Genomic DNA, 14,318 nt, shown 5'->3' with positions numbered 1-14,318 from the left:
AGTGTCCAAGAATCTGGACAACCGCGATCTCGTCGCGCTGCCGCAGGTTCAAGCCGTCGGGTGTGCTGCCTTCCACCGATCTAGGGACGCAGACTTGTCGGTCACGAGGCGGTGACTGTCCTGGGACGGGTGCTTCCTGGGAAGAAATTGTCCCTGCCACGCCGGCGCGTACCTGCCAATACTGGGAGCCATCGGGAACGAAGTCGCTGGTGATAGGCCTGGCAAATGGGGTCGCGGCGACTGTTGTGAGGAGTGAAGAGCATGCCTTCCGGCAATGTCGAGCGTGTGAACATCAAGGCGTTGGCGTGGGATCTGGCGGCGGACATCTATTTCCCGCCGGAGTTCGACCGCAGTCAGACCTACGCGACGGTGATCAGCGCGCACCCGACCGGCAGCTGCAAGGAGCAGACTTCCGGCAACGTCTACGCCACCGCGTTGGCCGAGCAGGGTTTCGTCGCGGTCGCCTTCGACGCGAGTTTTCAGGGGGACAGCGGCGGTCAGCCTCGATTCACCGAGGACCCGGCGTTTCGGGTGCAGGACTTCAGCTACGTGATCGACTACCTGGTGACCCAGCCGTACGTCGATGAGAACCGGATCGGTGTGCTGGGCATCTGCGGTGGTGGCGGGTATGCGATCAACGCGACGATGACCGAGCGGCGGATCAAGGCGCTGGGCACGGTGACTGCGGCCAACGTCGGGCGGATGATGCGCGAGGGTTTCGTCAACTACGACCCGATCAGTGCGCTGGAGGCGATCGCCGCGCAGCGCACTGCCGAGGCTCGTGGTCAGGACGCGGTGGTCAACGACCTGCTGCCGCCGTCGCCGCAGGCCGCCGAGGAGGCGGGTGTGACCGACATCGACGTGTGCGAGGCCACCGAGTACTACAAGACCGATCGGGGCCGCGCGGACAACGGTGCGACGAGCTTCCTGTTCTCCCGTCAGGCGGCGCTGGCGGGCTGGGATGCCTTCGATCGGGCCGAGGTGCTGCTGACCCAGCCGATGTGCGTGGTGGTCGGCGACCGGCCGGGCGGTTTCGGTGCTTACCGGGCGGGGTTTGAGATCTACGGGCGTGCGGCCTCGAAGGACAAGGAGCTGGTGGTCGTCGAGGGTGCCTCGCACTACGAGCTCTACGACCAGCCCGAGGCTACGGGCGAGGCGCTGGAGCACCTGGTCCCGTTCTTCCGCAAGCACCTCTGAAACCGATCCGCCGCACCCCGCCCCGAAGTGCCTGGGCGGGGTGCGGCGGAGGCCGCACAAGACGAGGATGAGTGTCATGACCAATAGGGCGCACCGCACTGAGCTGGGGGATTTCCTCAAGGCACGACGTGCTGAGCTGAGCCCGCAGCAGGTGGGGCTACCGGAGACCGGCAGCCAGCGGCGCGTGCCGGGGTTGCGTCGCGAGGAGGTCGCCCAGCTGGCGGCGATCAGCACCGATTACTACACGCGGCTGGAACAAGGCCGCATCGCCGCCTCGGCGCCGGTGCTCAGCGCTCTGGCCCGGGTGCTGCAGCTGGATGACGGGCAGCGCGAGTACCTGTCCGAACTGGCCGGCAAGGACGCCACACGGCCGCGTCGCCGAACGCGCCAGACGGTGCGGTCCTCCCTGCAGCGGGTGCTCGACGACCTGCGGTTCACCCCGGCGTTCGTCCTGGGACGGCGCATGGACGTGCTGGCCTGGAACCCCCTGGCCGCGGCCCTGGTCACCGACTTCGCCCAGCTGCCGGCCAAGCACCGCAACTACGTGCGGCTGCTGTTCACCGAGGCGCACATGCGCACGCTCTACGCCGACTGGGAGTCAGTGGCCCGCACCAGCGTGGCCCTGCTGCGCCACGAAGCCGCCCGCTGGCCCGACGACCAGTCTCTGACCGAACTGGTCGGCGAGCTCTCGGTGCGCGATGCCGATTTCCGCCAGTGGTGGGCCGAGCACCACGTGGCCAACCAGCGCATCGGCACCAAAACCCTGCACCACCCCGTCGTCGGCGAACTCACCCTCGACTGGGACACGCTGACCTGCACCAACGACCCCGACCAGCACCTGGTCACCTGGACCGCCGAGCCGGACACCCCCACCCACGACCGCCTGCGCATCCTCGCCTCCTGGGCCACCCAACACCACACCGACACCACCGAACCCACCAGTGACCCCCGCGCCCACTAGCAGTAGTGGATGTGTGCGCTCGGTTCTGCGGCGAGGATGGTTTTCAAGTGCGGTTGGTTAGCGGATTTTAGCGGTCACCGAAGCTCCGTTCCCGCGAGAAGCACTACAAACCGGACTTCGGGTCAACGCTCCCGGGCTGCGGCCATCGTGTCGGCTGCTGGATGTGAAAGAGCAGGTCCCCGCCCCTTTACGCGCAGCGCAGCACGTGCGGTGGACGGTTTCGCGTTCCCGAATCGCTGATTCGGGGATTCAGAATTGATTGGGATTGAGTGACGCGCCTAACATATTTCGCGCAGTCCGAAATCTGATTCTTGCGGGTCGCGGGAGAGAGCGTGATCCGAAGCTGACCCGCACCCGGCTGCGGAATTTCCGGCGCATTCTCTGGAAGGTGACTCAAAGATGAGTGCATCCACAACGGAGGTATTCGAGTGCTGACGCGGGGAGCGGTCCTTCGCGAGGTCCCAGGGCGCTACGAGGTGGTCGAGTTGGAGGTGGAGGACCCGCGGCAAGGGGAGATCCGGGTGAAGATGGTCGCCAGCGGCCTGTGCCACTCCGACGATCACTTCGCCACCGGTGACCAGACCGCTCCGATCTTGCCGCTGGCCGGCGGGCACGAGGGAGCGGGGATTGTCGAGGCAGTCGGTCCGGCGACCACGGGGTTCGCCGAGGGCGACCACGTCGTGTTCTCCTTCCTCCCGGTCTGCGGCCGGTGTCGGTGGTGCGCCAAGGGGCTGCAGAACCTCTGCGACCTCGGCGCCTCGATCGGCACTGCAGCGCGCCCGGAAGATCCGACGTCGTTCCGGCTGTCTCTCGACGGTCGGCCGGTCGGGCAGATGGCGGGCCTGTCCACTTTGTGCGCGTACACGACCGTGTCCACCGCTTCCGCGATCAAGATCGACCCGGCCATTCCGCTCGAGATCGCTTGCCTGACCGGGTGTGGGGTTGGAACCGGTTGGGGTGCCGCGGTGAACTCGGCGGAGGTCAGGCCCGGTCAGGTCGTCATCGTGATGGGATCGGTGGAATCGGGATCAACTCCGTGCAAGGCGCCGTCCACGCCGGGGCCGCCGCCGTGATCGCGGTCGACCCCGTGGCGTTCAAGCGGGCTTCCGCGTTGAAGCTGGGAGCCACCCACGCCGTTGCGAGCATCGAGGCGGCGACGGAGCTGGCGCGGTCGATGACCAACGGCCAGGGCGCTGACTCGGCGATCGTCACCGTCGGCGTGGTGACCGGTCGGCACGTGGGCCAGGCGCTGCAGGCCGTCCGCAAGGCCGGCACGTGCGTCGCGGTCGGGCTCGGCGAGGTGTTCGTGAGGGACGGCGACATCAACCTGCACGAGCTGACGCTGTACCAGAAGCGGTTGCAGGGATCGTTGTTCGGAGCCAGCGCACCGACGGCGGACATCCCCGCGCAGCTCGAGATGTACAAGCAGGGCGCACTCAAGCTCGACGAACTCGTGACGACTCGATACGCCCTCGACGACGTCGCCGCCGGTTACGACGATATGAAGGCCGGTCGCAATCTCCGAGGCGTCGTACTCCACGACACCTGACCCCTACCTGCGAGAGGACAACGATGTCCGCACACGCCGCACCTCGCGAAACGCTCAATCTCGGCGAGATCCAGGTTACCTACCTCCCGGACGGGGAGGCCTCGGTGTCCGCGAGCGCGCTCTTCCCCGCGAGCACCCAGGAACTCTGGGACGCGCACCGGGATCTCTTCGACGCCGACGACAGACTGCTGATGACACTGGGCAGTTTCCTGATCCGCACCGGCGGCCGGACGATCCTGGTCGACCTCGGCTTCGGTGACCACACCGTGGCTTTTCCAGCCGCTGACGGTGAATTCCGCTCCGGACGGCTACTGACGAGCCTGCGGGAAGAAGGGCTGACCCCGCAGGACGTGGACACCGTCTTCTACACCCACATGCACATCGACCACGTCGGCTGGACGGCGCAGGACGGCGCGCTCACGTTCAACCGGGCCCGGCACCTGGTCGGGGAGGGCGAGCTGGAGTACTGGCGGTCGCCGGACAACCCGCTGGACGCGGTCGGTCCCGATCCCGAGAATGTGCTCGCGCCGCTGACCGAGCGCGTGGATTCGGTGGCCGACGGCACGACCATCGCCCCGGGCGTCACCGTCGTCGCTACTCCTGGCCACACCCCCGGGCACTGCTCGCTGGTGTTGTCCTCGGGACAAGAACGGGCTCTCCTGCTGGGCGACGCCATTCACTGTCCCGCGCAGCTCACGGAGAACGAGGTCTCGCTCGCCTTCGACACCGATCCCGTGCTGGCGGCCCGCACCCGCGACCGCATCTTCGCCGAGATCGAGGGTGACCCGCGGGCGATCGCCGCGCAGGGTCACTTCACCGGATCCGTTTTCGGCTGGATTCTCAGAGGCCAATCACGACGGACCTGGACCACCTTCAGCCCAGGCGCGGCGTCGTGACGACACCGCAGGAGCCCCGCCGCAGACCAGCTCGATGAGGAGGTTCCACGTGCAGACACGAGCCGCGGTCATTCGCGAGAGCCCCGGACGTTTTGAAGTGCTCGACGTCGACCTAGAAGACCCGCGGCAGGGCGAGCTGAGGATCAAGCTCGTCGCAGCGGGTTTGTGCCATTCCGACGACCACCTGCAGACCGGTGACATCCCTCCCGAGCGCATGCCGATGGTGGCTGGGCACGAGGGGGCCGGCGTCGTCGACGCGGTCGGCCCGAACACCCCTGGCTGGGAAGTGGGCGACCACGTCGTCTTCTCGTTCCTGCCGAGTTGCGGGCGTTGCCGGTGGTGTGTCGAGGGTCGGACCAACCTGTGCGATCTCGGCGCCCACACCTTCCGCGGGTCGAGGTTCGACGACGCCGACAGCTTCCGTTTCAGCCTCGACGGGCAGCCGTGCGGGCAGCTCTGCGGGCTCGGCACGTTCGCCGAGCACACGGTCGTCTCGACGCAATCCGCGATCAAGCTCGACAAATCGGTGCCGCTGGACAAGGCGGTGCTGGTCGGCTGCGGGGTCGGCACCGGATGGGGCTCGGCGGTGTACCGCGGCCGAGACCAAGCCCGGCGATGTCGTGATCGTCATGGGCGTGGGCGGTATCGGTATCAACGCCGTGCAAGGCGCCGCGCACGCGGGAGCCACCGCGGTACTCGCGGTGGACCCGGTTGCTCTCAAGCGCGAGACCGCGGAATTGGTCGGGGCCACTCATTCGTTCGCCTCGATCGAGGAAGCCGACGAACTTGCCCAGTCGATCACCAATGGCCAGGGGGCGGACTCGGCCATCGTGACCGTCGGCGTCACCACTGGTGAGCACGTCGGTCAGGCGTTCTCGGCGATCCGCAAGGGCGGCACCGTCGTGGTCACCGGTGCAGGCCGCCACGACGAGAGCAATCTGCCGGTCAACCTGCTCGAACTCAGCTTCTACGAGAAGCGCATCCAGGGTGCCCTGTACGGATCGTGCAACGCGGTCTCGGACATCCCCCGCCAGATCCGGATGTACCAGACTGGGCAGCTCAAGCTCGACGAGCTGATCACCCGCACCTACCGGCTTGACGACATCGTGACCGGCTACGGCGATCTCCGCGCCGGAAAGAACGTCCGCGGAGTCGTCCTCTTCGACTGAGGGCGGAGCCGGAAGCTCCCCCTGCACATCCTGGTTCGATCACCTCTGATCTGGACCACGATTTGCCGTGCGCAAGGGGATGGGGAATGTCTTCGGTTTTCGATGGCGAACGATGCTCCCGCCACGAAGGCAAGTGGGTCGTGGGAAGGGGCGGGCGTGGAGATCCGTTCCACGTCCCCGTCAACCGGGCGGGATCCGGCTGTTCATCTCAAGTCAGAGGTAGCGGTCGATCAATTCGGCATTTTCGAATCGCCAGTTCGGAATCGCGAACTAGGATTCCGGCGAAGTCGTGCGTAGCGTCCGGTCGTGTGAACGAGTCGACGAAGACGCGAGCTCCGGCCGGTCCGCTGACCGGTGTGCGGATCATCGAACTCGGCGGGGTCGGCCCGACGCCGTTCGGTTGCATGCTGCTGGCGGACATGGGCGCCGACATCCTGCGGATCGAACGGCCGTCGGGCTATGACGGTGGCGCTCCCATCGACCCCGGGTACCAGCTGATGAACCGGGGACGCCGGGGCGTGCCGATGGACCTGAAGTCCGCTGCGGCGGTCGGTGCTGTGCTCCGCATGGTGGAGCAGACCGATGTCTTGATCGAGGGCTTCCGCCCGGGCGTCGCGGAGAAGCTCGGATTGGGCCCGGATGCCTGCTTGGCGGTCAACCCGGCACTGGTGTACGGGCGGATGACCGGGTGGGGGCAGGACGGACCGCTGGCAGAGGCCCCGGGTCACGATGTCAACTACGTGTCGCTGACCGGTGTCGTGCATTCGATCGGTGAGGCAGGCGGCCCGCCGGTGATCCCGCTGAACCTGGTCGGCGATTTCGGCGGCGGCGCACTCTACCTCGCGCTCGGTGTGGTGTCCGCTCTGCTGGAGAGCCGGCAGTCGGGAGAAGGCCAGGTCGTGGACGCGGCGATGGTCGACGGATCGGCGTCGCTCATGACGGCGCTGTACGGGTTCCGCGCGGCCGGGTACTGGACCGACCAGCGGGGCACCAACCGCCTCGACTCGGGGGCGCCTTGGTACCACCTGTACGAAACGAAGGACGGTGGCTGGATCAGTCTCGCGGCGAACGAGACCCGGTTCTGGCGCAATTGCGTGCGGCTGCTCGGGTTCAGCGAGGACGAGCTGCCGGACCAGCACGACCAGCAGTATTGGCCGGAGATCGCGGATCGGTTCGCCGCAGTGTTCCGGACGAAGACCCGCGACGAGTGGTGCGCGCTGGCCGAAGGGCAGGACGTGTGCCTGTCCCCGGTGTTGTCGATGGCCGAGGCCCCTGAACACCCCCACCTGCGGGCGCGCAGCACGTTCATCGAGGCGGACGGCGTCGTCCAGCCCGCGCCTGCGCCGCGCTTCAGCCGGACGCCGGGAGCGATCCAGCGGCCTCCGGCGGCTCCCGGGGAGTACGCCGACGAGGCGCTCGGGGACTGGGGGTTCTCCGCGGCCGAAATAGCCGCCCTTCGTGCCGCCGGCGCGCTCGGATAAACCGGGATTCAGTTTTCGCGAATCGGCAATTCGGGAACGGTGAAGTGATTTTCGGCGCCCTGGCCACTAATCTGAGGGCAACTTCGAATTCGGCGAATCGTCTCTGATCGAATACGAGCATGGAAGTGGTAAAGGAATGTGCGCTAATTTCTTGGACGAGTCGCAGGTGGCGTGGCTGGACACGGTGAACGACTTCATGGACAACGAGGTCACCGTCGAGTACGTGCGCAAGTGCGACTCCGAGCGGCTGTACCCGTACGAAGCTTATGAGAAGATCGCGGCGCAAGGCTGGCTCGGCATCCTGATCCCTGAGGAGAACGGCGGATCCGGCGGCGACATCTTCGATTACTCGTTGATGGCCGAGGGGCTTGGCAAGTTCGGGTTCGATTTCGCCTGCTCGGTGCTGGTGCCCACGTTCACCGCGATGAACATCATCAAGTACGGCACGGACGAGCAGAAGGACCGCTACGTCAAGCCGTTCATCGACGGCCAGATCCGCTTCTCGGTCTCCATCTCCGAACCCGACGCGGGCTCGGACGCGGCGAACACCAAGACCCACGCCCGGCAGGACTCCAACGGGGACTGGATCGTCAACGGTTCCAAGCTCTGGTGCAGCGGCGCCGCCGCGAAGGACACCGTGATCGCCATGCTCGTGCGCACGGGCAAGGAGGACAAACACGGTGGCCTGTCCGTCCTGCTGATCCCCAATGACACCCCAGGCCTGGACATCCGAAAGCTGCCGACGCTGTCGCGGCACGCCACCGGCACAACGGAGATCTTCCTCGACGACGTGCGCGTTCCGGTGGATGCGCTGCTCGGGGAGGTCGGCCAGGGCTGGAAGATCATCACCGAGCACCTGGAGCTCGAGCGGTGCGCTGTGGCCGCGGCCTACGTCGGCAACGCGCAGACAGCCGTCGACACGGCGAACCGCTACGCCCAGCAGCGAATCCAGTTCGGAAAGCAACTGTTCGACTTCCAGGTTCTCAAGCACACCCTCGCCGACTGCCAGACCCAGGTCGATGCTGCCCGGTTGCTCTGCTACCGCGCGGCGCAGCTGAAGGCGGAGGGCAGGCCTGCCGCGAGCGAGTCGTCGATGGCGAAGCTGTTCGGCTCGGAGACGCTCAAGCGGTGCGCGCTCGACGGCATGCAGATCCTGGGTGGCTACGCGAACCTGCCCGAAGGCGACATGGAGCGCTACCTGCGGGAAAGCATCCAGTCCACCATCGGTGGCGGAACCTCGCAGATCCAGCGCACCATCATCGCCAAGTCGATGCGCCTGCCGGCCTGACGAATTCGATCTGAGGAGAAAGATCAATGGAGATCAACAACCGCATCGACCTGCCCTACGACGAGCTCGAGGTCGGGCAGATCTTCCGCTCCGGCGGGCGCACGGTGACCGAGGCCGACGTGGTCAACTACTGCGCGCTGACCGGGAACTGGATCGAGATTCACTCCAACAAGCACTACGCCGAGCAGACCCGGTTCGGCAAGCGCCTCGTGCAGGGATCGCTGACGTATTCGATCATGACCGGGCTGATCCAGTTCGGTCCGGCCATCCAGGCGAACTACGGCATCGACAACCAGCGCTACGTCAAGCCCGTGGCGATCGACGACACCCTCTACGTCACTGCCGAGGTCATCGCCAAGAAGGAGAAGGACGACAAGTACGGCGTGACGACCTTCCTGATGAAGGCGCTCAACCAGGACGGGTACGTCGTCCAGCGCAGTGAGTGGAGCCTGCTCATGCTGCGCCGACGCGAGGACCTCGAAGCGCTGCTCGCCGGGTCGGTGCCCACGGAGAAGCAGCCGGAGAGGAAGTGACGCCCATGGCGGGCGAAGCAGTGGCCGCCATCGTGGGTGCGGGAGACGCCTACGCTTCGAAGGCTGATCGCAAGGATCCCCTCCAGTTGGCCACCGAGGCCACGATGGCCGCGTTGGCCGACGCGGGCATCGGCAAGCACCAGGTCGACGCGGTTTTCACCGGGCGCTCGCCCTGGGCGGACAAGCGTTCACAGTGGAGCAACATCTTCATCTCCCACCTGCAGATGCCCGTCACGCTCAACAGCGAGATCACCCTGCACGGCGCCGGCCTGACGTCCACCATCGCAGTGGCCGCGCAGATGATCGCCGCCGGTGCCGCGGAGTATGTGGTCTGCGTGCAGAGCGACGCGACCGAGCTGTTCGTGGACGCGGTGGCGATGGGGTCGGAAGCGGACTCGGACCCGCAGTTCGAGGTCCCCTACGGACCGACGATCCCTTCGTTGTACGCGCAGGCGGCCCGCCGGTACTTCCACGAGCACCGGCTGACCGAGGAGGACCTCGCCGACGTCGCCATCGCCAATCAGCGCTGGGGCGTGCACCACCCGCACGCCGCGAAGCGCAAGCACGGCGAGATCGACCGGGACAAGGTGCTGTCATCTCCGTACGTCGCCACGCCGCTGCGCCGCTGGATGTGCTCCACCTGGTCTGGTGGCACCGGAGGCGCGCTTGTGGTCACCTCGCCGGAACGGGCGCGCGAGGCCCATGCCCCCGTGTGGGTGCGCGGGTACGGATCGGCCACCACGCACGAGTACCTGACAGACCGGATGAACATGCGCGACGGCCGCTACGCGGGGATGGGGGAGTACCCCAACCTCACGCACACGGCCACCGCGGAGGCCGCTCGGCAGGCGTACGCGCGGTCCGGCCTCACTCCGTCCGATGTGGATATGGTCCAGATGTCGGTGAACTTCGCGCACATGGGTCCGATCATCATGGAGGACCTGGGCTTCGCGAAGAAGGGCCAGGGCATCGACGTGTATCGGGAAGGCCGCACCGGGTTTGACGGCGACCTGCCCACCGATACCAACGGCGGCTGGTTGTCGTTCGGCCAGCCCGGTATCTCCTGCAACATGGACAGCCTGGTCGAGGCCGTCCGGCAGCTGCGCGGCACGCCGCTGGGGTTGGCCCCCGCGCGCAGGCCGAAGACGGTGCTGGTGCAGGGCGCGGGCGGAATGTTGGCGGCCGCGGGCGTGATGCTGTTGTCCGGCGAGGACGCGAGGAGGCCGGCATGACCGAGCACGAATGGCCGCAGCCTTACCGGCTGCTCGACGCAGAGCCCTACTGGGCAGCGCTCGAGGAGGAGCGGCTCACGTTCCAGCGCTGTGGTAGCTGCGGTGACGTGGTGTGGCCGGCCCACTCGTACTGCCCGCACTGCTCCTCTCCTTCGCTGGCCTGGGAGGAGTCGCGGGGCCACGGCGAAGTGTGGTCGTACAGCACCGTCATGCGCGGACCGACACCGGCGTGGGCTTCGATCGCGCCGTACACCGTCGGCTTCGTCCGGCTGGACGAGGGCTACTACCTGTTCTCCCAGATCGAGGCGGATCCCGACGCGGTCGCGATCGGGATGCCAGTGGAGGTCCGCTTCGTGCGACGGGGGCAGCAGACGCTCCCGGTCTTCGCGCCGGCTGTGGGGGGATGACATGGCCGGACCGCTCAACGGTGTGCGGGTTCTGGATCTGACCTCGAATTTCATGGGGCCGTACGCCTCCCTCCTGCTGGCCGACATGGGTGCCGACATCGTCAAGGTGGAGTCCCCGGAGGGGGACACCACCCGCGGCATCGGCCCGCACCGAAACCCCGGAATGGGCGCGATCTTCCTGCACCTCAACCGGAACAAGCGCAGTCTGGTGCTCGACCTGAAGCACCCTAGGGGCCGCGACGCGCTCATCCGGATGATGGGTTCGGCGGACGTGCTGCTGCACAGCCTGCGGCCTGCGGCGATGAGCCGGCTTGACCTGTCCTACGAGCGGGCGCGGGAGGTCAACCCTCGGCTGGTCTACTGCGGCTGCTTCGGTTTTGGGCAGGACGGGCCGTACGCGGCCAAACCGGCTTACGACGACCTCATCCAGGCCGCTGTAGGCATGCCGGTGCTGCAGAGCCGCAAGCGAGGCGAACCCGACTACGTGGCCACCGCGATCGCGGACCGCGTGGTCGGCATGGCCGCCTCGTCGGCGATCGCGATGGCGCTGTTCCACCGGGAAAGGACGGGCCGAGGCCAGGAGGTCGAGGTCCCGATGTTCGAGACCTTCGCCCACTTCGCCATGGGCGACCACCTGTACGGGCACACCTTCGTCCCGCCGCTCGGCGAGTGGGGATACGCCCGGATGATGAACGCCGACCGTCGGCCGTACCGCACACTCGACGGGTACCTCGGAGTCAACATCTACACCGACCGGCACTGGCAGCGCTTCTTCGACGTTGTGGGCCGGCCGGACCTGTCCGCGGATCCGCGCTTCGCGGACATTCGCAGCAGGACGGAGAACATCGACGAGCTCTACGCGTTCCTCGCGGAAACCTTCGCCACCCGTTCCACCGACGAGTGGATCGCGGTGCTGACCGAGGCGGACATCCCGGTGATGCGGATGAACACACCGGGAACGTTGCTCGAGGACCCGCACATGACTGAGATCGGGTTCTTCGCCGAAGAAGACCACCCTTCGGAAGGCCGGCTGCGCACGATCGGCATCCCGCAGCACTGGAGCGAGAGCACACCGAACATGCGCTTCCCTGCGCCGCGACTCGGGGAGCACTCGGTGGATTTGCTGCGGGAGTTCGACTTCGGAGAGAGCGAGATTCGCGAGCTCATCGGTTCGGGTGCCGCCCGGGCCGAACAACGGCGCGCACGAGAGGGAGAGGGCGATGACACGTGAACTGCCCCTGAACGGGATCGTCGTGGTTGAGCTGAGTGACAGCGCGTCAGCTCCCTTTGCCGGCAAGATCCTGGCAGAGCTGGGCGCCGAGGTGTGGAAGGTGGAGAGGCCTACCGGGGACTCAGCGCGCGGGTGGGGCCCGAGCCAGTGGAAGGGCGACGGGGCGGCGTTCCACGCGCTCAACCGCGGGCGCCGCTACCTCAGCCTCGACATCAAGGACTCCCAGCAGCTCGCCACGCTGCACCGCCTGATCGCAGAACGAGCGGACGTCTTCCTGCACAACCTGCGGCCCGGTAGCGCTGCCCGGTACGGGCTGGACGCCGACAACCTACGAGTGACGAAACCGGAGCTCGTGCACTGCGAGATCGGTGCGTTCGGCAAGGCAGGGCCGCTGCGCGAGATGCCCGGCTACGATCCTCTGATGCAGGCCTTCTCCGGGATCATGGACATCACGGGGGAAAAGGACGGAGGCCCGGTCCGGGCCGGCGTCTCCATCGTGGATTTCGGTGCCGGGATGTGGGCGGTGATCGGCGTGCTGGCTGCGCTGCACCGCCGGAACGTCAAGCACGCCGGCGCCAATGTGGACGCCTCCTTGCTCGAGACCGCCATCGCCTGGATGTCCGTGGGCGTCGCCAGTCATCATGCCGACGGGCATCCCGGAAGCAGGCATGGGTCCGGCGTTGCGTTCATCGTGCCGCACCGAGCGTTCGCGACCGCCGACGGCGCGTTGATCGTCAGCTGTGCGAATGAACCGCTGTTCGCCCGGTTGTGCGCCACGCTGGATCATCCGGAATGGGCGACCGATCCTCGGTTCGCCACCAATACCGCGCGGCTGGAGAACCGTGAGGAGATCGACCGGCTGATCGGGGAATGCCTCTCGGGCGCTACGCGGGCGGAGTGGCAGGAACGGCTGCAGGCTGCCGGAATCCCCTGCGCGCCGGTCCAGACCACTGCCGAACTGCTCGCGCACGAGCAGACGCGGGAGCTCGGCATCATCGGCTCGCCTGCCGACGACGAGATCGGCGTGGTCGGGTTGCCGCTGTCCTTCGACGGCCAGCGTCCGATGCCGTTGCACGCCGTCCGTGGGATCGGTGCGGACAACGACCTCCTCGGCGCGATGTTGCCACCCGGTCCCAACCCCGGTGGCTAGGGACCGTGCTTCCCGCAGCTTGTCCTCGGCAGGTCGAGCCGGTTGAATTTGAGATGTATGGGCGGAAGAGGTGGCATGTGAGCACGTTCAACAGGCTGCACCTGATTCGGCACGTGGACCTCCTCACGCTGCGGCTGTTCTTGTCCGCGGTCGATGAGAAGCAGATCGGCTTGGCGGCCATCAGGGAGAACGTCTCAGCGCCGACGGCGACCAAGCGCATCCACGACCTGGAGGACATCGCTGGGATCGAGCTCCTCGATCGCGGCCCGAAGGGCGTGGTGCCGACTCCGGCTGGAGCGGTGCTGGCCCGTCACGTCCGCGCGATCTTCGCAAGTCTCGAAGACATCCGTTCCGAGATCGCCTCGTTCACCGAGGGGATGCGAGGTGATCTCGCGATCGCTTCCGCCCGTTCCATCATCGCGCCTTTCCTGGCGCACGAGCTCGGGGAGTTCAACCGGCAGTACCCGCAGGTGCGGTTGATCGTGCGGGAGATCGAGAACAAGGAAATCGTGCGGCAGGTCGCCCGCGGGGAGGCGGACCTCGGCGTCTTCGCCGCGGCGCACGAGCTCGACCTGTCCGGCGTCGACGTCAAACCCTACCGGCGGGACCGCATCGTGGTGGCGCTCCCGCAGGGCCACCGCCTCGCCGACCGGGGGAGCGTGACGTTCGAGGAACTGCTGGCGGAGAACGTGATCGCCGTGGGGCCCATGGTCAACGCCTTCCGGGCTGCCGCCAGCCGGCTCGGGCGGGATTTCGAACCGGGGTTCAGCGTCCGCAGCGGAGGGGTCGCGCTGAGCCTCGTGCAAGCCGGGTTGGGCGTGACCGCGCAACCGGAGTGCCTCGTGAGTCGGGAACTCTCGGATCGGATCGCGGTCGTGGAACTCGCCGAGCCGTGGGCAGAGCGGAAGATCCACATAGCGACTGCGGCGGGCAGGCGCCCCGGCCCTGCCTGCGTAGCGTTGATGGAGCAGCTGTTGGACGGGCCCGGCGATGACCCGTGCTGAGCAGGCCTGACCAGCCACGCACCTGCCGGATGGCGGTCGGCGGTCGCACAAATCGCGTTCACTGCGGCGGTGGATCGCGACATGCCGCGTGCCGAAGTAGCGGCAGTTCTCGGGTGCTTGGCGGGGATGCCGAGGTCCCTCATCAACGACGAACTCATCGCCGATGCGCATTGAGTTTGCGGTAGTTGCGAAATGGAATCTCGGGCATCCAATCGGCCTG

The 14,318-nt window shown here is 67.0% G+C and carries 11 protein-coding genes and 2 pseudogenes; all 13 read left to right on the top strand.

Features of this window, described 5'->3' with window-relative positions:
* The first annotated feature begins 261 nt into the window (after nucleotides 1–261).
* Nucleotides 262–1,197 carry an alpha/beta hydrolase gene (locus ACYVF3_RS13365; protein WP_461154555.1) on the top strand — a complete coding sequence of 312 codons (936 nt, stop codon included), beginning with the start codon at nucleotides 262–264 and terminating at the stop codon, nucleotides 1,195–1,197.
* A gap of 76 nt (nucleotides 1,198–1,273) precedes the next feature.
* Nucleotides 1,274–2,158, top strand: a complete 885-nt coding sequence (locus tag ACYVF3_RS13360; protein WP_461154554.1) for a helix-turn-helix domain-containing protein — start codon at nucleotides 1,274–1,276, stop codon at nucleotides 2,156–2,158.
* A 422-nt stretch (nucleotides 2,159–2,580) separates the two neighbouring features.
* Nucleotides 2,581–3,707, top strand: a pseudogene (locus ACYVF3_RS13355) (NDMA-dependent alcohol dehydrogenase).
* A gap of 23 nt (nucleotides 3,708–3,730) precedes the next feature.
* Complete coding sequence (locus ACYVF3_RS13350) at nucleotides 3,731–4,603, top strand: MBL fold metallo-hydrolase (RefSeq protein ID WP_461154553.1); 873 nt, start codon at nucleotides 3,731–3,733, stop codon at nucleotides 4,601–4,603.
* Between the two features lie 34 nt (nucleotides 4,604–4,637).
* Nucleotides 4,638–5,772, top strand: a pseudogene (locus tag ACYVF3_RS13345) (NDMA-dependent alcohol dehydrogenase).
* 308 nt (nucleotides 5,773–6,080) lie between these two features.
* Nucleotides 6,081–7,253 carry a CaiB/BaiF CoA transferase family protein gene (locus ACYVF3_RS13340; RefSeq protein ID WP_461154552.1) on the top strand — a complete coding sequence of 391 codons (1,173 nt, stop codon included), beginning with the start codon at nucleotides 6,081–6,083 and terminating at the stop codon, nucleotides 7,251–7,253.
* Between the two features lie 151 nt (nucleotides 7,254–7,404).
* On the top strand, nucleotides 7,405–8,541 hold the full coding sequence (locus ACYVF3_RS13335; RefSeq protein WP_461154551.1) for an acyl-CoA dehydrogenase family protein: 1,137 nt from the start codon (nucleotides 7,405–7,407) through the stop codon (nucleotides 8,539–8,541).
* 26 nt (nucleotides 8,542–8,567) lie between these two features.
* The gene (locus ACYVF3_RS13330; RefSeq protein ID WP_461154550.1) at nucleotides 8,568–9,074 is read left to right on the top strand and encodes a MaoC/PaaZ C-terminal domain-containing protein; all 507 of its coding nucleotides are present in this window, start codon (nucleotides 8,568–8,570) and stop codon (nucleotides 9,072–9,074) included.
* Nucleotides 9,075–9,079: 5 nt separating this feature from the next.
* A complete protein-coding gene (locus ACYVF3_RS13325) occupies nucleotides 9,080–10,306 on the top strand; it encodes a thiolase family protein (protein WP_461154549.1) in 1,227 nt (408 codons plus the stop codon).
* Entirely contained in the window at nucleotides 10,303–10,713 is a 411-nt protein-coding gene (locus tag ACYVF3_RS13320; RefSeq protein ID WP_461154548.1) for a Zn-ribbon domain-containing OB-fold protein, read from the top strand. Before ACYVF3_RS13325 ends, ACYVF3_RS13320 begins: the two co-directional genes overlap by 4 nt.
* 1 nt (nucleotide 10,714) lies before the next feature.
* Entirely contained in the window at nucleotides 10,715–11,944 is a 1,230-nt protein-coding gene (locus ACYVF3_RS13315; protein WP_461154547.1) for a CaiB/BaiF CoA transferase family protein, read from the top strand.
* Entirely contained in the window at nucleotides 11,934–13,094 is a 1,161-nt protein-coding gene (locus tag ACYVF3_RS13310) for a CaiB/BaiF CoA transferase family protein (RefSeq protein ID WP_461154546.1), read from the top strand. Before ACYVF3_RS13315 ends, ACYVF3_RS13310 begins: the two co-directional genes overlap by 11 nt.
* Nucleotides 13,095–13,171: 77 nt before the next feature.
* A complete protein-coding gene (locus tag ACYVF3_RS13305) occupies nucleotides 13,172–14,098 on the top strand; it encodes a LysR family transcriptional regulator (protein WP_461154545.1) in 927 nt (308 codons plus the stop codon).
* The last annotated feature ends 220 nt before the right edge of the window (nucleotides 14,099–14,318 follow it).

The organism is Saccharopolyspora tripterygii, assembly GCF_054778355.1.
The sequence above is the reverse complement of the archived record's forward strand: the minus strand, read 5'-3'. Positions and strand labels throughout refer to the sequence as shown.